Source organism: Actinomadura luteofluorescens (genome assembly GCF_013409365.1).
Lineage (GTDB): Bacteria > Actinomycetota > Actinomycetes > Streptosporangiales > Streptosporangiaceae > Spirillospora > Spirillospora luteofluorescens.
On the sequence record NZ_JACCBA010000001.1, the window covers coordinates 1,617,739 to 1,636,654 of the forward strand.

20 protein-coding genes are annotated in these 18,916 nt (G+C 74.9%); 4 read left to right on the top strand and 16 right to left on the bottom strand.

What is annotated here, in order from left to right:
• Positions 1-51 precede the first annotated feature (51 nt).
• Both BJY14_RS07240 and BJY14_RS07245 read right to left on the bottom strand, forming a co-directional pair.
• The gene (locus BJY14_RS07240) at positions 52-1,377 is read right to left on the bottom strand and encodes a histidine kinase (protein WP_179842899.1); all 1,326 of its coding nucleotides are present in this window, start codon (positions 1,375-1,377) and stop codon (positions 52-54) included.
• A gap of 125 nt (positions 1,378-1,502) precedes the next feature.
• A complete protein-coding gene (locus tag BJY14_RS07245) occupies positions 1,503-2,126 on the bottom strand; it encodes a sulfite oxidase-like oxidoreductase (RefSeq protein WP_179842900.1) in 624 nt (207 codons plus the stop codon).
• Between the two features lie 258 nt (positions 2,127-2,384).
• On the opposite strand from BJY14_RS07245, the gene aroF reads away from it, so the two are divergent.
• The 3 genes from aroF to BJY14_RS07260 all read left to right on the top strand — a co-directional run bounded on the left by aroF (position 2,385) and on the right by BJY14_RS07260 (position 5,540).
• Positions 2,385-3,431 (top strand): 3-deoxy-7-phosphoheptulonate synthase, encoded by a 1,047-nt coding sequence (aroF, locus tag BJY14_RS07250; RefSeq protein ID WP_179842901.1) that lies wholly within the window; start codon positions 2,385-2,387, stop codon positions 3,429-3,431.
• A 193-nt stretch (positions 3,432-3,624) separates the two neighbouring features.
• A complete protein-coding gene (locus tag BJY14_RS07255) occupies positions 3,625-4,584 on the top strand; it encodes a DMT family transporter (RefSeq protein ID WP_179842902.1) in 960 nt (319 codons plus the stop codon).
• Between the two features lie 53 nt (positions 4,585-4,637).
• The gene (locus tag BJY14_RS07260) at positions 4,638-5,540 is read left to right on the top strand and encodes a DUF5954 family protein (protein WP_179842903.1); all 903 of its coding nucleotides are present in this window, start codon (positions 4,638-4,640) and stop codon (positions 5,538-5,540) included.
• Positions 5,541-5,805: 265 nt separating this feature from the next.
• Here BJY14_RS07260 and thiI read toward each other — a convergent pair whose 3' ends face one another.
• The 8 genes from thiI to BJY14_RS07300 all read right to left on the bottom strand — a co-directional run bounded on the left by thiI (position 5,806) and on the right by BJY14_RS07300 (position 13,243).
• A complete protein-coding gene (gene thiI / locus BJY14_RS07265; protein WP_179842904.1) occupies positions 5,806-7,050 on the bottom strand; it encodes a tRNA uracil 4-sulfurtransferase ThiI in 1,245 nt (414 codons plus the stop codon).
• A 103-nt stretch (positions 7,051-7,153) separates the two neighbouring features.
• Positions 7,154-8,179: a 6-phosphofructokinase gene (locus BJY14_RS07270; protein ID WP_179842905.1), complete on the bottom strand. Its 1,026-nt coding sequence runs from the start codon at positions 8,177-8,179 to the stop codon at positions 7,154-7,156.
• Positions 8,180-8,348: 169 nt separating this feature from the next.
• Positions 8,349-8,798, bottom strand: coding sequence for an SCO6045 C-terminal-like domain-containing protein (locus BJY14_RS07275; RefSeq protein WP_218905177.1), 450 nt, complete (start codon positions 8,796-8,798; stop codon positions 8,349-8,351).
• Positions 8,795-9,604, bottom strand: coding sequence for an MbnB/TglH/ChrH family RiPP precursor modification enzyme (locus BJY14_RS07280; protein WP_179842906.1), 810 nt, complete (start codon positions 9,602-9,604; stop codon positions 8,795-8,797). The genes BJY14_RS07275 and BJY14_RS07280 overlap by 4 nt, the downstream gene beginning before the upstream one ends.
• A gap of 1 nt (position 9,605) precedes the next feature.
• Complete coding sequence (locus tag BJY14_RS07285; RefSeq protein WP_179842907.1) at positions 9,606-10,601, bottom strand: TIGR04222 domain-containing membrane protein; 996 nt, start codon at positions 10,599-10,601, stop codon at positions 9,606-9,608.
• Positions 10,602-10,663: 62 nt separating this feature from the next.
• On the bottom strand, positions 10,664-11,302 hold the full coding sequence (locus BJY14_RS07290; RefSeq protein WP_179849228.1) for a response regulator: 639 nt from the start codon (positions 11,300-11,302) through the stop codon (positions 10,664-10,666).
• A 35-nt stretch (positions 11,303-11,337) separates the two neighbouring features.
• Positions 11,338-12,522, bottom strand: a complete 1,185-nt coding sequence (gene macS / locus BJY14_RS07295; RefSeq protein WP_312879046.1) for a MacS family sensor histidine kinase — start codon at positions 12,520-12,522, stop codon at positions 11,338-11,340.
• Positions 12,509-13,243 (bottom strand): lysophospholipid acyltransferase family protein, encoded by a 735-nt coding sequence (locus tag BJY14_RS07300; RefSeq protein ID WP_179842908.1) that lies wholly within the window; start codon positions 13,241-13,243, stop codon positions 12,509-12,511. The genes macS and BJY14_RS07300 overlap by 14 nt, the downstream gene beginning before the upstream one ends.
• Before the next feature lie 368 nt (positions 13,244-13,611).
• Between BJY14_RS07300 and BJY14_RS07305 the strand changes: the two genes are divergently transcribed.
• Entirely contained in the window at positions 13,612-14,472 is an 861-nt protein-coding gene (locus tag BJY14_RS07305) for a hypothetical protein (RefSeq protein WP_179842909.1), read from the top strand.
• Here the strand turns inward: BJY14_RS07305 and BJY14_RS07310 are convergent.
• From BJY14_RS07310 to BJY14_RS07335, 6 genes are all read right to left on the bottom strand, one after another.
• Positions 14,469-15,164, bottom strand: coding sequence for an endonuclease/exonuclease/phosphatase family protein (locus tag BJY14_RS07310; RefSeq protein WP_179842910.1), 696 nt, complete (start codon positions 15,162-15,164; stop codon positions 14,469-14,471). The two genes, BJY14_RS07305 and BJY14_RS07310, sit on opposite strands and share 4 nt — an antisense overlap.
• Before the next feature lie 2 nt (positions 15,165-15,166).
• Complete coding sequence (locus BJY14_RS07315; RefSeq protein ID WP_179842911.1) at positions 15,167-16,135, bottom strand: ROK family glucokinase; 969 nt, start codon at positions 16,133-16,135, stop codon at positions 15,167-15,169.
• Between the two features lie 49 nt (positions 16,136-16,184).
• Entirely contained in the window at positions 16,185-16,706 is a 522-nt protein-coding gene (locus BJY14_RS07320) for a hypothetical protein (protein WP_179842912.1), read from the bottom strand.
• 77 nt (positions 16,707-16,783) lie between these two features.
• The gene (locus BJY14_RS07325; RefSeq protein ID WP_179842913.1) at positions 16,784-17,218 is read right to left on the bottom strand and encodes an SRPBCC family protein; all 435 of its coding nucleotides are present in this window, start codon (positions 17,216-17,218) and stop codon (positions 16,784-16,786) included.
• A 62-nt stretch (positions 17,219-17,280) separates the two neighbouring features.
• The gene (locus tag BJY14_RS07330) at positions 17,281-18,048 is read right to left on the bottom strand and encodes a metallophosphoesterase family protein (RefSeq protein WP_179842914.1); all 768 of its coding nucleotides are present in this window, start codon (positions 18,046-18,048) and stop codon (positions 17,281-17,283) included.
• Between the two features lie 56 nt (positions 18,049-18,104).
• A complete protein-coding gene (locus BJY14_RS07335) occupies positions 18,105-18,800 on the bottom strand; it encodes a copper homeostasis protein CutC (RefSeq protein ID WP_179842915.1) in 696 nt (231 codons plus the stop codon).
• Positions 18,801-18,916: the final 116 nt, after the last annotated feature.

The following is an 18,916-nucleotide window of genomic DNA, read 5'->3' on the forward strand; positions in this document are numbered from 1 at the left end:
CTGTCCGCAATCGGTTCCGAAAAGTGAGTGGCGTGTCGCCCGGATCGCCCCTCAGTCGGGAAAGACGCCCGGACGGTACTTCGGGACGCGTAATTTGACCTTTGTTCCGGCGCCGAGCGCTGTCTCGACGGTGAGGCCGTACTCGTCCCCGTAGACCTGGCGCATGCGCGCGTCGACGTTCGCGAGGCCGATGCCGGGGGCGCCCTCAGGCCGGTCGTGGGTGGCGACGCTCCCCCAGCCGGTGGGCCCGGGACGTCCGAGGGGCGCCGAGAGGATCTCTTCGAGGCGTTCGGGATCCATGCCGATCCCGTCGTCCTCGACGCTGATCGCGGCCTCGGCGCCCGAGTCGCGGGCCACGATCGAGATGTGGAACGCCCGGCGGCCCCCGGCCATGCCGTGCCGGACGGCGTTCTCGACTAGGGGCTGGAGCGCGAGGAACGGGACGGCGACCGGCAGCACCTCGGGCGCGACCTCGACGTTGCACTGCAGCCGCTCGCCGAATCTGGCGCGCTCCAGAAGCAGGTAGCGGTCGATCGAGCGCAGCTCGTCGGCGAGTGTGGTGAAGTCGCGCGGGTTGCGGAAGGAGTAGCGGGCGAAGTCGGCGAAGTCGAGCAGCAGGCCGCGGGCCCGCTCGGGGTCGGTGCGGACGAACGAGGCGATCGTGGTCAGCGAGTTGTAGACGAAGTGCGGCGAGATCTGCGCCCGCAGCGCGCGCATCTCGGCCTCGGCGAGGCGGACGCGGACCGAGTCGAGCCCGGCCAGTTCGAGCTGCCCGGTGACGAGCCTGGCCGCCTCCCCGACCGCGCGGACCCGCGCGGCGGACGGGCTCGGCCAGTACGCGGTCAGCGTGCCCTCGACGCGGCCCTCGACGGTGAGGGGGGCGATCATCGCGACCTGGACGCCGCAGTGCGGGTCGCCGCAGGCGAGCGGCTCGGGTGCGATGACCCGGGGCCTGCCGGAGGTGAGGACGGGCAGCGCGTGCGCGACGGCCTCTCCCGCGTGGGCGCCGCGGCCGGTGCCGTCCCAGGCCAGCAGCCGCGGCGCGGCGCCCGCGCCGTCACCGGGATCGCCGGGTTTGCCGGGGTCGCCGGCGCCGTCAGGGTCGTCGGGCGGGCGCGCCGCCACGATCGCGACCGCCTCGGCGCCGAGCAGGGAGCGCAGCAGCCGGGTCGCCCTGCGCGCGGCGGCGCCGGTGAGCCCGGCCCGCAGCGGGGGCGCGGCGTGCGCGACCAGGTGCAGGGCGGCGAGGGCCGCCGCTTCCGCCGGGTCGGCCCGCCCTCGCCGCGGCAGCAGGCACCACCGGCGCGGCGCCCAGACCCCGCTGGCCCCGGCTGCCGCGGCGCACACCACGACATCTGTGACGGACGGTAGGTCCATGGAAACTTACGGTAATGGCTATCATCGCCGCGGGTGCGCCTGTTGCCGATTTACCGAGGTCTCGAATGGGACACGCTCGCTCCCCCCGAACGGCCCGCTCCGGCGGACCAATCGCGGCGGACCGGTCACAGCGGGGGCGACTCGCCCTCGTCCTCCTGGTATGAGTAGCGCTGCTCCCGCCACGGGTCGGCGACGTTGTGGTAGCCGCGCTCCTCCCAGAAACCCCGCCGGTCCTTCACCAGGTACTCCACGCCCCGGACCCATTTCACGCTCTTCCACGCGTACAGGTGCGGGATGACGATGCGGACGGGGAAGCCGTGGTCGGGGGTGAGGCGCTCGCCGTCGCGGTGGGTGGCGAACATCGTCCCGTCGGCGAGGAAGTCGCCCATCCGGATGTTGGCGCTGTAGCCGTACTCGGCCCAGACCATGACGTGCGTGACGTCCGGCGCGGGCGGCGCCAGTTCGGTGATCGTCGCGCCGGGGACGCCCCGCCACTCGTTGTCCGGGATGGTGAACTTGGTGACGCAGTGGAAGTCGGCGACCGAGGCGGCCTTCGGCAGCGCGTCGAACTCGTCCCAGGTCCAGCGGTGCTGCTCCCCCGACTCGGTGGCGCCGAAGACCCGGAAATCCCAGTCCTTGGGACGGAACTTCGGCACGGGACCGTAGTGCAGGACGGGCCAGCCCCGGGGGACGTACTGCCCGGGCGGCAGCTCGCCCGGCTGCGGCGCGGACTGTTCGGGGTGGGTCATGACGCGGCCATCCTGCCATCCGGAGTGAGCTGAGCCATATCCGGGGTGCGTGCGGGCCGCCGGCCCGGACATCGGCTAGGCTCTTCCCCATGCGCAACGTCGTGTATTTCTTTTGGCCCGACCAGCCCGGACGGCTGGTCTGCCAGACGCTGCGCTGACAGACCACTAAGGCGAAAGCCCCGGGCCGGCCGGCCCGGGGCTTTCGTCGTTCCGGGGACCGGCCGGCCTCCCGGGGCATGAACGAGAGGCAGCAGACCCATGGTCGTCGTCATGGCCCCGGAGGCCAGCGAAGCGGATGTCCGAGCCGTCGTCTCACTGGTCGAGACGGCGGGAGGCGACGCCTTCGTCAGCCGCGGCGTGGAGCGGACCATCGTCGGGCTGGTGGGCGACGTCCAGCAGTTCGGCTCGCTGAACCTGCGCGGGATGCGCGGCGTGAGCGACGTCATCCGCATCTCGGCGCCCTACAAGCTGGTGAGCCGCGAGAACCACGCCGAGCGGTCGGTCGTCCGGGTCGGCGGGGTGCCGATCGGCCCCGGCACCATGACCCTGATCGCGGGCCCGTGCGCGGTGGAGACCCCCGAGCAGACCCTCGGCGCGGCGCAGATGGCGCAGGCCGCGGGCGCGACGCTGCTGCGCGGCGGCGCGTTCAAGCCGCGCACGTCGCCGTACGCGTTCCAGGGCCTCGGGGAGGCCGGGCTGCGCATCCTCGCGGACGTCCGCGAGGAGACCGGCATGCCGATCGTCACCGAGGTCGTGGACGCCGCCGACGTCGAGCTGGTCGCCTCCTACGCCGACATGCTCCAGATCGGCACCCGCAACGCGCAGAACTTCGCGCTCCTGCAGGCCGCCGGCGAGGCGGGCAAGCCGGTGATGCTGAAGCGCGGCATGAACGGGACGATCGAGGAGTGGCTGATGGCCGCCGAGTACGTCGCGCAGCGCGGCAACCTCGACATCGTGCTGTGCGAGCGGGGCATCCGCACGTTCGAGCGGGCGACCCGCAACACCCTCGACATCTCCGCGGTGCCGGTGGCGCAGCGCCTCTCCCACCTGCCGGTCATCGTGGACCCGTCGCACTCGGGCGGCAGCCGCGACCTCGTCCTGCCGCTGACCCGCGCGGCGATCGCGGTCGGCGCCGACGGCGTGATCATCGACGTGCACCCGCACCCGGAGACCGCCCTGTGCGACGGCCCGCAGGCCCTGGTGGACGGCGACCTGCGCGAGCTCGCCAAGCTCGTGCGCGACCTGCCCCCGATCGTCGGCCGCTCCCTAACCCGGAGCGAGGACCCCGACGCGGTGCCCGCCTGACCCGGGCAGGTATCGTCCTGAACCATGGCTTACTGGGCACCCGACTGCGGCCCGCCGCGCTCCTGACGGGGCGTAGCGACCGCATTCCCTGCTGATCACGGCACGGCCCGGCGCGATCACGCGCCCGGGCCGCGCCGTCCTGCGCCCCGAATCCGGATCTTCCCTTCCGATTCGAGCCCAGGAGCCCTTCTCCGTGTCACAGAACACCTCCCTCAGCCGCGCCTCCGGCAAGCTCTCGCGGTCCCCTGCCCGGCGCGGCGGCGCCGACGTCCTGCTGGCGGCGACCCTGTGGGGGACGACCGGCACCGTCCGCACGTTCGCGGACGGAGCGTCCCCCTACTCGGTCGCCGCGATCCGCATCATCATCGGCGGCCTGGTGCTGCTGGCCCTCGCCGCGTCCACGCGCGGCGGCGCGGGGCTGCGCCGCCTGGTGACCGATCGCCGCAACCTGCCGCTCGTCGGGCTCGGCGCGGCCGCCATCACCGTGTACCAGACGGCGTTCTTCGTCGCCGCCGGCCGCACCGGCGTCGCCGTCGGCACCGTCGTCACGATCGGCAGCGCGCCCGTGTTCACCGGCGTGATCGGGCTGATCGCCCGCCGGTCCGTGCCGACCGGACGGTGGACGCTCGCCACGGCCGGCGCCGTCGCGGGCTGCGCGCTGCTCGTCGGCGGCGGCCGGGACGCGGGCGCGGAGCCGCTCGGCATCGGGCTGGCCCTGCTGTCCGGGCTGTCGTACGCGGGGTACGCGACGGTGGCGTCCGTCCTCATCACCCGGGGCGAGGAGGACCGCGCGGTCGCCGCGGCGCTGTTCGGCACGGCGGCCCTCCCGATGGTCCCCGTGCTGCTCGCGGGGCCCACGGGCTGGCTGCTCACCGGCGGCGGCGCGCTCATCGCGCTCTACCTCGGCGTGGTCACCACGGGCGGCGGCTACCTGCTGTTCGCCCGGGGCCTGCGGACGACGCCCGCGACGACGGCGACGACCCTGACGCTCGCGGAGCCGGCGGTGGCGGCCGTGCTCGGCACGGCCCTGCTGGGCGAGCGGCTGGGCGGCGCGGCGCTGGGCGGCCTCGCGCTGCTGGCGGCGAGCCTGGTGGTCCTCGTGGCGCCCGCCCGCCCGCCGGCGCGGCCGCGACGCGCGCGCACAGGGCGGTAACGAATTGGTCTGAACCATTGGCCGGGCGCGGCGCGGCGAGGATGATGACCGGCATGACGACGGGAGATGGTGACGCCGGGGGGCGGCTCTTCCCGGAGGACCTGGACGGCGTCGACCCGGTCGCCGCGGTGCTGCTGGCGGACGCCCGCCGCGCCCTCGCCGCCTACCCGGAACTGGTGGCCCTCGGCGCCGTGTACACGGCCGCCGAGCGCGTTCCGGGCGGCTGGCAGGTGGTGTGCCCGTTCGACCCGCTGCCGCAGGGCGCGCGCGAGATCCTCGCCGACCACCTGGAGGACCGGGCCGCGCCGGGATCCGGCGCGCGGGCACGCGACCTGGCGGCCGCGGCCCGGACGCTGCGGCGCGAGCCGGTCGACGAGGTGGTCGCCGGCGGCCGGCGGTTCCGGATCGCGCGGATCGAGCAGCTGGCCCGCACCGGCCCGGACGGGCCGGAGCCGCCCCGGCCGACCGACCTCGACCCGCTCCCGGCGGGCGGCCGCGTCCCGCCGGCCCGGCCGCACGAGCTGCTGCCGGACGAGGGCCCGACGTCCGACCTCGCGACCGCCGAGCTGCTGTGCCAGGTGCTGGACGCCGCAGCCGCCACGGGCAACGAGCCGTCCGGCGCGTTCCTCACCCCGGTCGCGCTGGCGCCCGCGTTCACCGTCGCCGAGCGCGGCGAGCGGCGCTGGCGGCCCGTGGGGCGCCTGTACGACGCGCCACAGCAGGCCCGCGACTCGCTGGCCACGTACTTCAGGCACGTGGTGCCCGTGGTGGAGAGCCCCGCCGAGGCCGACGTCGCCCGGTTCGCCGAGGCGGCGGAGCTGATGGAGGACGAGAGCCGCCGCAACGGCATCGCCGTCGCGGGCCGCCGCTTCCGGATCGTCCGCATCGAGCGGATCACCCTGATGGGCCCGGACGGGCCCGAGCCGCCGCGCCCGACGGACTTCGACGCCCGCTAGCCGTGTTTCAAGGTCCCGGCTCGCTGTGTTTCAACAGTCCCGGCCCACTTCGCTCGCCTGGCGGCTGTGTTGATTCAGTCCCGGCCCACTTCGCTCGCCTGGCGGCTCGCTACGTGACCGGGCCTGGGCGAACGCGGCATCGCTTCGCGATCTGCCCGGTGCCGCTCGCCTCCGGCTTCGCGGCACCGGGCAGGTCACGCGTTCGCGCGCGTGGACGAGGCCACCTCGAGACAGGACCTGGCCGAGGCGTGCGCGGGCGGTCCGATCAGACCGCGGGGTCGCCGTAGGCGGGGCGGTGCTCCTGGACGGACGCGGCGAGCTGGTCGGCGAGCTCGCCGACGTCGAGGCGCTTCTCGATCTGCCGCAGGTCTTCGATCTTGGCCCGGGTCTCGGCGCGGCGGGGCGCGAGCAGGGTGCAGCAGTCCTCGTCGGGCAGCTCGGAGATCGTCAGGGTGCGGATGCGGCGCGCCTGGTCCATGATCTCGACCTTGTCCATGCCGACGAGGGGGCGCAGGATCGGCAGCTCGACGGCGTCGTCCAGCGCGGTGATGTTGGCGAGGGTCTGGCTGGACACCTGCCCGAGCGCGTCACCGGTGATCAGCGCGGAGCCGCGCAGCCGCCGGGCGAGGACCTCCCCGGTGCGCAGCATCAGCCGCCGCTGCGCGATCACCGCGAGCTTGTCGGCGCCGGACGACTTGATCTGCTGCTGCGCCTTGCCGAACGGCACGACGAACAGCCGGGACCCGGTCTGGAACTTGTCCAGCTCGCGGACCAGCGCGTACGCCTTGTAGATCGACTCGGGGCCGGTGAACGGCATGCCGGAGAAGTGCAGGTAGTCGACGCGCAGGCCGCGGCGCATCATCCGGTACGCGGCGACGGGCGAGTCGATGCCGCCCGACATCAGCACCAGGCCGCGGCCGCTCATCCCGACGGGCAGGCCGCCCTGGCCGGGCAGGCCGCCGGAGTAGACGAACACCTCGTCGCGGTCGACCTCGATCGACAGGGTGTGGTCGGGGTGCTTCAGCCGGACGGGCTGGCCGTAGCGGGCGGTGACGAGCGTGCCGATGTGCCGGTCGAGCTCGGTGGAGGTCATCGGGAACCGCTTGTCGCGGCGCCGGGACCGGACGGCGAACGAGCCGGTCCGCCCGTCCATGAGCTCCAGGGCGGCGCGCTCGACGCTGGGGAGGTCCTTGCCGACCCGCCAGGCGCGGTGCGCCCACACGATGCCCATGACGTCGGTGATCCGCTGCGCGACCCGCTCCATGGTGGCCAGGTCGGCGTCGTGCTTGCGCACGATGAACACGCCGTGCCGGCGGACGACGTCGACCCGGGCGACCGGCCGGACGGCGGTGCGCACGTTGTCGGCGAGGCGGCGCTCGAACTGCTCGCGGTTCTTGCCCTTGAGGACGACCTCGCCCAGTTTGAGCAGCACGCACGGCTCGCCGTCGACCGGCGACTGCTCCCGGACGTCCGCCGCCGCGGTGCCGGGCGCGGTGTCGAGCGTGGTCATGCGTGATCCTCCTGGCGGGAACAGGGTAAAGAGAGGACCTCCAGTGTGGCCCAGAGAGGCCAACACCGCGACCCGCATTCCCTGTTCCCGCCCGGCGGGACGATCAGCCGAAGAAGACCTCGGCCTCGGAGTAGCGCTCCAGCGGGACGGTCTTGAGCTCCTTCGTCGCCTCGTCGAGGCCGACGCGGATGATGTCGGTGCCCTGGAGGGCGACCATCTTGCCGTAGTCGCCGTCCTTGACGGCGTCGATCGCCTGGAGGCCGAAGCGGGTGGCGAGGACGCGGTCGAACGCGGTGGGGGTGCCACCGCGCTGGATGTGCCCGAGCACGGTGGCGCGGGCCTCCTTGCCGGTGCGCTTCTCGATCTCGTCGGCGAGGGCCTGCCCGATGCCGCCGAGCCGGACGTGCCCGAACGCGTCGCGCTCACCGGTCTGCAGCTGCATCTGCCCGTCGACGGGGTGCGCGCCCTCCGACACCACGATGATCGGGGCGTAGCGGGTCTTGAACCGGCTCTCCACGTACTGGCAGACCTTCTCGATGTCGAAGGGCCGCTCGGGGATGAGGATGACGTTGGCGCCGGCGGCCATGCCGACGTGCAGCGCGATCCAGCCCGCGTGCCGGCCCATGACCTCGCAGATCAGCGCGCGGTGGTGGCTCTCGGCGGTGGTGTGCAGCCGGTCGACGGCCTCCACGCCGATGTTCACCGCGGTGTCGAACCCGAAGGTGTAGTCGGTCGCGTTCAGGTCGTTGTCGATCGTCTTCGGGACGCCGACGACGTTGACGCCGTTCTTGTACAGCTCGCTCGCGACGCCGAGGGTGTCCTCGCCGCCGATGGCGATCAGCGCGTCCACGCCGAGGCCGGCGAGGTTGTCCTTGATCCGCTCGACGCCGCCCTCGACCTTGACCGGGTTGGTCCGCGACGAGCCGAGGATCGTCCCGCCGCGGGGCAGGATCCCGCGCACGGCCTGGACGTCGAGGGCCACGGTGTCGCCTTCGAGCGGTCCGCGCCAGCCGGCCCGGAAGCCGACGAACTCGTAGCCGTAGACCTGGACGCCCTTGCGGACGACCGCGCGTATCACCGCGTTCAGGCCGGGGCAGTCCCCGCCTCCGGTCAGCACTCCGACGCGCATGCCGTCACCTTCTCCCGCCACCGGGCTCCTCCCTCGCTCCACGTTCTCAAGACTAGTCGTCGCACGCGGCGGCACGGGCCCTTCACCGGATGTCCCGGCGCGCCGCCATTGGTCTAGACCATAGTCCGTGCAGGGGGTCGCGCGGCACTTCGCCGGCGGGACGGCGCCCTCAGCCGGACGGATCCCGGCCGAAGACGCGGACCCACCTCCCGAGGACCACCACCGCTCCCCCCGGCACGCGCCGCGCCGCCGCCCGGCGCGGGCGCGGCGGGTCCTGCCCGTCATAGGACCATCGCGCCTCGGCCAGCGCGAGTTCCCGCGCCGCGTCTCCGGCGAACCGGTCCCGGTTCTCGCGCGCGAAGTCCCAGCCGTCCCGGAGGGAGCCGCGCGTCGGGCGCTCGGCGGCCCACGCGGCGAAGGCCGCCTTCCAGGACGTCCCGTACGACTCGGCCAGCGAGGGCCAGGCGCGGGCGACCTCGCCCGCCCGCTTGAGCAGGATCCCGTGCGCGGCGGCCCGCACCGCGCCGGCGTCGAAGCCCTCCGGCATCGGGCCGCCCGCCGTCATGGCCCGCACGAGCGCCTCCTGCGCCGCGGCCAGCCCGGCGTCGAATTCGCTCACGTGACGGGCTCCATCCCGGAGGCCGCGGCGATGGCGTCCAGCTCGGCGCGCAGCTCGGCGGCGGGTGGGTAGCGGCCGTCGCGCTCCAGCAGGAAGCCGGGCGGGCGGTGCCGCGCGCACAGCTCCGCGACCAGCTCCAGCACCTCGTTGGGAACGGCGGCGGCGTGCGTGTCGTGGTACCGCCCGCCCTCCTGCGAGCCGCCCGCGACATGGCAGTAGGCGATGCGCTCCAGGGGTAGGCGGGCGAGGAGGTCCGCGGGGTCCTCGCCCCGGTTGCGCGCGTTGGCGTACACGTTGGCGACGTCCAGCAGCAGGAGGGCGCCGGTGCGCTCCAGCAGCTCGGTCAGGAAGTCGGCCTCGGTGTACTCGGCGTCAGGCCAGTCGAAGAGCGCGGCGATGGGCTCGACGGCCAGCGGGACGGGCAGCTCCGCCTGCGTCCGGCGGATGTTGGCGGTCAGCGCGTCCAGCGCGGCGCGGGTGCGCGGAACCGGCAGCAGGTGCCCGGCCTCGACACCGCCCGCGCGGACGAACGCGACGTGCTCGCTCACCAGCGGCGCGCCGAGCGCCTCGGCGCAGGCGGCCAGGCGCGCGACGCGCTCGGCGGCCACGGGCTCGGCGCCGCCGAGCGACAGCCGCACCCCGTGCGGGACGATCGCCGCGCCGCGGTCGCGCAGCGCGAGCAGCTCGGGGACGGGCGCCGCCGGGTGCACCGACTCGGCGATCACCTCGGTGAAGCGCAGCCCCGGCAGCGCGCCGACGAACCCGCTGATCTCGGGGCGCCAGCCGATCCCCACGCCCAGCCGCATCTCAGCCCCCTCCGCCGCAGCCGCCGCCACCACCGCACCCGCCTCCCCCACCGCAGCCGCTCCCGCCGCCGCAGCCGCTTCCGCCGCCGCACGAGCCGCCGCCTCCGCAGGAGGAGGACGAGCACACCGAGGCGGTCGAGTTGCAGGAGGAGCCCGAGTAGCCGCCAGAGGAGGCCGCGACCCCGGCCATCTCCAGGTACCGGCCGAGCCCCACGGTCTGGGCGAACACCGGGTCGAGCGCCATCAGCGCGGCCGTGCCGAACAGCGCCACGCCCATCAGCACGGCGGGCGCCGGGAGCCCGGCGTAGGACGGCTGGTTCGCCGGGTCGAGGGCGGGCTGGGACGCCTTGATCCGCTCGACGGCCAGCTCGCCCTCCCGCGTCCGCTCGGCGCCCGCGTCGAGGCCGATGGCTCCGGCGCCGAGGCCGACCAGCGCGGCCATCGGGACGAGCTTGCCGAACCCGCTGAAGGCGTCGCTCACGACGAAGGCGGCGAAGCCGACCAGGATCCAGCCGAACATGACCAGCTGGAGGGTGCGCAGCCGGCGGCGCCCGGCCGGCGCGAGCACCATGCCCTGCGCGGCGAGACCGTCGCGGAGCTGGTCGAGCGCCGCGCGCACGCCCGGCTCGGCGGTGAGTTCGGCCAGCGTCCCGGCCCGCAGGTGGGCGACCGCCCCGAAGACCGCCGTGTCCAGCGGCGTCCCGGCCGCGCGCGGGCCGCCGGCGGACGGCTCGGTGGCCAGCAGCCGGCCGTCGGCGTAGGCGTCGGCCGCGCCGTCCAGGCGCAGCGCCGTGATCGAGGCGGCGATCGCGTGCCGCCCTCCGCCCTGCAGGTAGGCGACCTCGTACGGGTGCGGATCGCGCGCCGTGCCTTGGCGCCGGGGCGACCCCCGCAGCACCGCGGCCCGCATCCGGCGCAGGAACGCCAGCAGCACGAGCCCGATCAGGAAGTGGGCCGCGAGGAACCCCAGCGCGGGGCCCAGGATCTCGTCCGCCATGACGTGCTCCCCTCGCTATGCGCCTTTGCGGGATGAGACGCAGGCGCCGCCGCGGCGGTTCGCTACTCCTCCTCGTCGAGCCCCTTCTCGATGGCGTAGCGGACGAGTTCGACGCGGTTGTGCAGCTGGAGCTTGCCGAGCGTGTTCTGCACGTGGTTCTGCACCGTCCGGTGGGACAGGACGAGGCGCTGCGCGATCTGCTTGTACGTCAGCCCCTTCGCGACGAGGCGCAGCACCTCGGTCTCGCGCTCGGTCAGCCGCGGCGCGTCGTCGTCCTCGCGGGCGGGGGCGGCGGCGAGGCGGCGGTACTCGCCGAGGACGAGCCCGGCGAGCCCGGGGGTGAAGACGGCGTCGCCCTCGCCGGTCCGCCGGACGGCGTCGAGGAACTCCTCGCGGGCGGCGGACTTGAGCAGGTAGCCGGTCGCGCCCGCCTTCACCGCCTCCAGGACGTCCTGCTGCTCGCCGCTCGCCGACAGCACCAGCACCCGGACGGGCGGGTCGGCGGCGGCGAGGCGCCGGGTCACCTCGACCCCGCTGAGGTCGGGCAGCTGGAGGTCGACCACGGCGACCTGCGGCCTCGCCGCGGCGGCGATGCGGACCGCGGCGCGGCCCTCCCCCGCCGTCGCGACCACGTCGTGGCCGGCCTCGGCCAGGTCGCGGGCGACCGCCTCGCGCCACATCGGATGGTCGTCCACGACCATGACCCGCAGGGGCCGGAAGGGAACGTCGCTCACGGTCACACCCTAGCCCGGGGCACGGTCATCTCGACCTCGGTCCCCTCGCCCTCCGCGGAGACGATCGCCACGGTCCCGCCGAGGTCGGCGATGCGGCCGCGGATGGACTGGGCGACGCCGAGCCGCCCGTCCGCCGCCGCCCGGTCCAGGCGCCCCGGGGGCATGCCCGGGCCGTCGTCGCGGACGCTGACGGTGACCTCGCCCTCGCCGTCCTCCAGCAGGACCCACGCGCGGGCCTCCTCACCGCAGTGCCGCCGGACATTGTCGAGGGCCGCCGCCACCGCCGCCCCGACCTCCCCGGCTGCGTGCGCCGGGAGCCGCACCTCCGTGGCGGGCGTCGAGACCGTCACGAAGGTGGAGGCGTGCCCGGTGAGCAGCGGGCGCAGGTCCGTCCCGGCCCCGGAGACGTCCGCGGGCGGCGCCGCCGGGCCCGCGCCGATGAGGGCGCGCAGCGCCGCCTCCTGCTCGCCCGCGAGGCGGCCGAGCTCGGCCGCCTCGCCGCCGAGCTCGCCGCCGCGCCGCTGCACCATCGCCAGGACCTGCAGCACCGAGTCGTGGATGCGGCGCGCCAGCCGCTCCCGCTCCCGGGTCGCCGCCTCCAGCTCGACGGCCCGCGCCAGCCGCGCCTCCGCCTCCCGCGCCAGCCGCACGACGTGCCCGACGACGAGGCCCGCGAGGAACAGCAGCACGATGCCGTTGAACGTCGTCCCGCCGATGCCGCCGCTCGTCCCGGCGACCGCGTGCACCATGAGGTTCGCGGCGGCCAGGACGGCCGCGGCGGCGATGCCGGCCCGCCGGCCCCCGGCGACCGCCCACGCCAGCACCGCGGCCGCCACCCACGACACCGGCAGCGTCGGGCGGCCGGCCGAGATGTTCGGGGACGTCTCCACCCACGCCGTCGCCAGCACGCACCCCGCCGCGACGGCGAGGTCGGCGCCCAGCAGCGCCCTGCCCCGCGGGCCCGGGCCGCCCGGGGCGAACGCGGCGGGCCTGAAGGCGAACGACGCGTAGCCCGTCCACGCGGCCATGACGGCGAGGACGGCCCATCCGCCGAGCGGGTGGGCGTAGCCGCCGGAGTTCATGGCGATCACGACCGCCGCGTAGCACAGGGCGAGCCCGCGGTAGACGGCCACGGCGCGCCACAGCGCGGTCTCCAGGCCCGTCCCGCGCGGCTCAGCCGCGGTCACTCAGCCCTCCGTCGTCCTCGACCGGACGCACCTCCTTGCCGGCCATCTCGGCCTTCACCTCGGCGGAGTACCGGTCGACGTACTCCTGCCCGGACAGCCTCTGGATCGCCATCATGATCTCGTCGGTGATCTCGCGGAGCACCTCGTGGTCGTCCTCGCGCCCGTAGTGGCGGGAGAAGTCCAGGGGCTCGCCGAACCGCACGCCCGGCCGGATCCCGAGCCGCGGGTACGGCCTGCCGGGCGGCATCAGCTCGAACGTGTTGACCATCGCCATCGGGATCACCGGCACCCGCGACTTCAGCGCCAGCCGCGCGACCCCCGTCTTGCCGCGGTACAGCCGGTTGTCGGGCGCCCGGGTGCCCTCGGGGTAGATGCCGAGCAGCTTGCCCTCGCCGAGGATGCGCAGCCCCGTCCGCAGCGCCGCCTCGGCCGCCGAGCCGCCGGTCCGGTCGACCGGCACCACCCCGACGCCGGTGAAGAAGCCCTTGCTGACCAGCCCCTTGATCCCCCGGCCGGTGAAGTACTCCTCCTTGCCGATGAAGAAGATCGGGCGCATCAGGGGCAGCGGGCCGAAGAAGTGGTCGGCGAACGACAGGTGGTTGCTCACCATCAGCGCCGGCCCGCGCTTCGGGACGTTGCGCACCCCCCGGTTCCGCGGCCACCACAGCAGGTACATGACCGGGGTGAGGACGATCCTCAGCAGGATCCAGAACCAGAGCATCGTATGCGGGCACCTTTCCCTCGGACCGGACGCCCCCGCGCGGGCGTGCCCCGGTCCTGGCCGACGGGAGACGATGGGACATCCTCCCACTCTCCGTCCCACCGATCTACCGGCCGGTACCGCGCACCGGAACGCGACCGCCCGGCGGCGGACCGGGAATAACCGTAGGCTCGGAGCGGTAAATCTCAATCGGGTGCGCCGGGGGGCTTGTCCCGGGCGGCGCAGCGAATACCGTGGGACACACGTTTCGGGGTGTCCGGGAGAGTCCTCCGCGCGGAGGCGACCGGGCACCACATGTCAATGGGGGGAGCGGAGGCCGCCATGCCGGTGCTGTCGGTCACGCCGGAGTCGTCGAAGGAGCCGGCCCCGTGAATCGCCGTGGCAATGGACTGTCAGCGGAGACCTACGCCCCACTGGTCGACCTCGCGCCGCATCTCGCGGACGCGATGCTGTCGGCCCTCGGCGAGGCGGGCGTCGCGGCCTACGCGGCGTCCCCGTCCGGGCTGCCGGAGATCGCCGAGGCGCCCGCGGAGCCGGTCGCCGGCGACGTCCTCGACCGGCTGTACGTGGACGTGGAGATGAAGCCGGCCGCCGAGGGCATCCTGCGCGTGCACCTCGCGCGCCTGCGCGAGGCCTCCGCACGCGGCTCCGACGGCGAGCACGAGGGCGCCGAGCTCAACGACGCCGACCTGCTCGGCGCCGGCCGGCCCGACCCCGCCGAGCGCACCGAGACCGGCCTGGCCGACCCTGGCGCGGGCCAGGCGGGCGGCGCCGCCGAGCGCGACGAGGACGCCATCTGGGCCGAGATCGTCGCCGGGTACGACGCCGTCCCCGAGGGCGACGAGGTCCCGTGGCCCGACGAGGAGAACATCCGCGAGCCCGCCGACCCCCCGGGCGAGGGTGAGGACCGCACCGGGCGGCTGCCCCGCGCCCGCGTGATCAGGCCGGTCGAGGAGCCCGCGTTCCCCGCCGGCGACGACGATGACGACGAGGGGCACTACGTCCCGCCCCCTCCCCCGCCGCTGCCGAGCGCCGACCCGCTCACCAAGGGCGCCTGGATCGCGCTGATCGGCGGCCCCGTCTACCTGCTGGTCACCGTCATCCTCGACTGGGAGGTCCCCGGCTGGGCCGCCTTCCTCGCCGTCGCGGCCTTCATCGGCGGCTTCGTCACCCTCGTCCTGCGCATGGGCGACGAGCCCCGCGACCCCGACGACGGGGCCGTCGTCTAGGGCGTCTCCAGCTCGGCCAGCAGGGGCCGGTGGTCGGTGGCCAGGGGGTGGTCCCCGGCGTCGTCGGGCGGTACCCCGCACGCGGCGACCCGCACGGCCGGGTCGGCGAAGACGCCGTCGATGCGGCGCTTCGGGGCGCGCGCGGTGAAGGTGAGCTCCCCGCCTGCCGGAGCGGCCGCGTAGCCGTCCTGGAAGCGGCCGGCCAGCAGTGACCAGGACGGTCCGCCCGGCTCCTCGTTGACGTCGCCCGCGAGCACGACCGGGGCGCCGTGGCGGGCGCGGGCGCGGTCGAGGTGGGCGAGGATCTCGTGGACGTGCCGCAGCCGCGGGCCGTCCGCCAGGTCCAGGTGGGTGCTCGCGGCGATCAGGCGGGCGCCGCCGACCTCCAGGACGGCGATCGCGAGGGCGCGGCGGTGCAGGCCCGGGTCCGGGGTGAGCAGGTGGAACTCGCGGGCCACGCGGCGCACGTGCGGCGCGGCGAGGACTGCGAGCCCGCAGGCCCGCCGCCCCGCCGCGATCCGCAGGCCGCAGTCCCGCGCCAGGCGGCGGCGCCGGAGCCGCCAGCCCCAGAAGCGCGGGACCTCCTGCACGCACACCACGTCCGGGGCGTTCGCGCGGACGACGCGGGCCACGGCGGCCGGGTCGTCGCGCAGCGACCGGATGTTGTACGAGAGCAACCGGACGGCGGTCACGCCTAGACGATCACGTCCTGGAACGGGCGGACGCGGGCCAGGTCGGCGGCGCCGACGATGCCCGCCGCCGAGCCCAGCTCGGCGATCCGGATGTCGGGCAGCGGGCGGTGGCCGCGACCGGTCAGGGCGTCCTCGAACGCGGAGCGGATCGGATCGAGCAGCAGGTCTCCGGCGTCCGACAGGCCGCCGCCGATGATGAACGCGCCCGGGTCGAGGATCGCGCTGAGGTCGGCCAGGCCCTGGCCCGCCCAGTGCGCGATCGTCCGGAAGCACTCCAGCGCCGCCTTGTCGCCCTCCCTGGCCGCCTGCGACACCTCGGGGCCGCTGATGCCCTCGGGCCGGCCGCCGCCGAGCTCCAGCAGGCGCCCGGCCATCGCGGGCGCCACCCGGGCCAGGTCGCGTGCCTCGTGCACGAGGGCGTTGCCGCTGGCGTACTGCTCCCAGCAGCCGCGGTTGCCGCAGCCGCAGCGGCGCCCGTCCGGGACGACCCGGAAGTGCCCCATCTCGGCGCCGATGCCGAACCGGCCCCGGTACAGCTCGCCGTTGATGATGATGCCGCCGCCGATGCCGGTGCCGAGGGCCACCAGGACGAGGAAGTTCTCACCGCGCCCGGCGCCGAACCGGGCCTCGCCCCACGCGGTGGCGTTGCCGTCGTTCTCCACGACGACCGGCAGCCCGACGAGGCTCTCCACCTTCTCCTTGATCGGCTCGTCCCGCCAGGCGAGGTTCGGCGCGAACAGCACGGTGGAGCGGGTCTCGTCGACGAAGCCCGCGGTGCCGAGCCCGACCGCCGCGACCTCCTCGTACTTGCCCTTGAGCAGGTCGACGACCTCGGCGATGGTCTCGGCGGTCTCTTTGGGGTTGGTCGAGGGAGTCGGCCGGCGGACCTTCTCCAGGATCGTTCCCCGGTCGTCGACGACCCCCGCGGCCACCTTCGTGCCGCCCACATCCACGCCGATGGTCAGGGCCATGTAACCCTTCCTCCTCCTCGCGTCGCCCCTGGCTGGAGCCACTCCCGCTCTACCCGATGTCGATGGGGCCGCCGGTGGCGGCCGACCACGGGTCGCCCGGATCGGGACGTTCCGACCGATCGGACGTACCCGCCCGCGCGCCCTCCGACGCCTCCGGCGGCCCGGTCCGGCCGGGCCCGCCCGTCCGGTGCGCCTCCCGCGCCCGGTCGGACGGCCGGGTCCGGTCGAACGCGGCCGCGACGTCCAGGGCGGCGGCGACCAGCGACCGCCCGGCCTCGCGCAGGTGCCGCCCCACGTCGCCGCCCGACTCCCGCTTGATCGCGATGGCCCGGCAGACCGGGCAGTCGCGGCACTCGGGGGCGCCGGTGGCGATGTGCGGCCCGCGGGCGTCCGCGCCGGGCCCGCCGGACGTCTCGTCGGCGATGGCACGGTCCCACACGTTCCCGCCCGGCTCGTCCGGCTCGCCGCCCCGGCCCGCGCGCCCGTCCCGGCCGCCGCCGCCCACCCGTCTGATCAACGCGTCGACGAGCTTCGCCGCCTCGTCCAGGACGTCGCCCGACTGGTCGCTCATGTCTCCATCTTCCATCCGTCGTCGGCGTGAACGGTATCGCCTCCGCGCCGTGTTCAGGCCACCACCCCGCGGCGGGCTCAGCCCTCCACGTGGCGCTTGAGGCCCTTGAGGGCTGAGTCGATGATCCGCTTCTCGCCCTTGCGCTTCACCATGCCGATCATGGGGATGCGGACGTCCACCGCCAGCTCGTAGGTCACCTCGGTGACGCCGCCCTCCTCCGCCAGGTCGTAGGTGCCGTGCAGCCCGGTGACGACCGTGCCCGGCTCCACCAGCTCCCACGTCACCCGGTCGTCGCCCTCCCAGGTGTAGGCGAGCCCGACGGTGTCGCTGAACGGGCCGCCGTCGAACGTGAGCCGGGCGCGGGCGGCCCGGCCGTCCTCGCCCCTGTCCTGCACGGTGAACTCGCGGATGCCGCTCGCCCACTCCGGGTACGCCTCGAGATCGGCGATCACCGCCATGATCTCGGCCTTTCCGGCCTTGACCGTGACGGAGGAACTCGTGCGGTCCGCCATCTGCGTCTCCCTCCGGCTCGCCCCGAACCCCTGCGGGCTCGCTGTCCCTAGAGAAGTATGGTTCACACCGTCAGGACGTAAGGCACACCGCGCGCACGGAAGTGCCCGACGTTCACGCATTCGGTGCGGCCGATGCGGATGCGGCTCGCGAGCGGCTGGTGGACGTGCCCGAACAGCACGTACCTCGGCTGCGTGCGGTGGATCGCCTCCAGGATCGCCTCGCTGCCGCGCTCGAACCTGCGCGCCACGGTGTCGTACAGCAGGTCGGGGACGGCGGGCGGGATGTGGCTGCACAGCACGTCCACCTCGCCGACCGCCTCGACCTTGGCCGCGAAGGCCTCCTCGTCCAGCTCGTAAGGGGTGCGGTACTCGGTGCGCAGGCCGCCCCCGACGAACCCGAACCGCAGGCCGCCGATCTCGGTGGTCTCGCCGTCCAGGACGTGGTGGCCGTCGCGCAGGTGCGCGTCCCACAGCCGGGGGACGTCGACGTTGCCGTAGGTCAGGTACGCCGGGGCGGGCATGGCCGCGAACAGCTCGGCGTACTGGCGGTTCACGGCCCGCTCGATGTGCGGCCGGGCGTCCCCGTCGAGCGAGGCCCACAGCCCCCGGGAGAACTCGCGGGCCTCGTCGAAGCGCTTCTCGGTCCGCAGCCCGATGAAGCGGTCGGCGTTGTCCTGGCCGAACAGGTCGGCGAAGATCCCCTGCCCGTGGTCGTGGTAGTCGATGAACAGGATCAGGTCGCCCAGGCAGATGAGCGCGTCCGCCCCGTCCGCCGCGCCCGCCAGCGCGTCCGCGCGGCCGTGGACGTCGCTCACCACATGGATCCTCATGAACCGAATGTAATGGCGCCGACCACCGGAGTGAACGGGCGTCCGCCGGAAGGCCGTCAGCCGGCGGCGGCCGCCACGAGGGTGCGCCACTCGCGCACCAGGGCGGGGTCGACCGGCGCGTCCCAGTCGCCGTCCGGGCGCACGGCCGTGCCCACGTGGAACGCGGTGACGCCCGCGGCGGCGAGGACGGCGACGTGCTTGCGGCGCAGCCCGCCCCCGGCCATGATCATCTCGGCGGCGGCGGGGTCCCCGACCGCGCGCCGGACGAGCACGTCGACCCCCGCGTCCACGCCGCGGGCCGAACCCGCCGTCAGCACGGTGTCCAGGCGTCCGCCGAACGCGCGTACGGCGTTCCACGCCTGGGCCGGGTCGGCGGCGTGGTCCAGCGCCCGGTGGAAGGTCCAGGGCAGCGGGTCGGTGTCGGCGGCGAGCTTGCCGGTGGCGCCCGCGTCGACATGCCCGGAGGAGTCGAGGAAGCCGAGCACGAACCCGTCCGCGCCCGCGGCGGCGAGGCCCGCTGCGGCGCGCCGCAGCCGGTCCAGCTCGGCGCCGGTGGTGCGGAACCCCGCGTTGGCGCGCAGCATCACCCGCATCGGCAGGGACGTGGCCTCCCGGATGGCCGCGACCAGGTCGGGGTCGGGGGTGAGCCCGTCCGCTGCCATGTCGGCGACGACCTCGATGCGGTCGGCGCCGCCCTCCTGCGCCGCGCGGGCGTCGGCGGCGGACAGCGCGATCACTTCGAGCAGCGACATGGCGACCCCCGGAACCCGTTTGCGTTGTGCGACCGGCTCCAGGGTAGGCGACCCGGCGGCGGGCGCCGGGAGCCGGCGGGCGGTCTTTGCCGTGCCGTTAACCGCCGGGGTTCGCG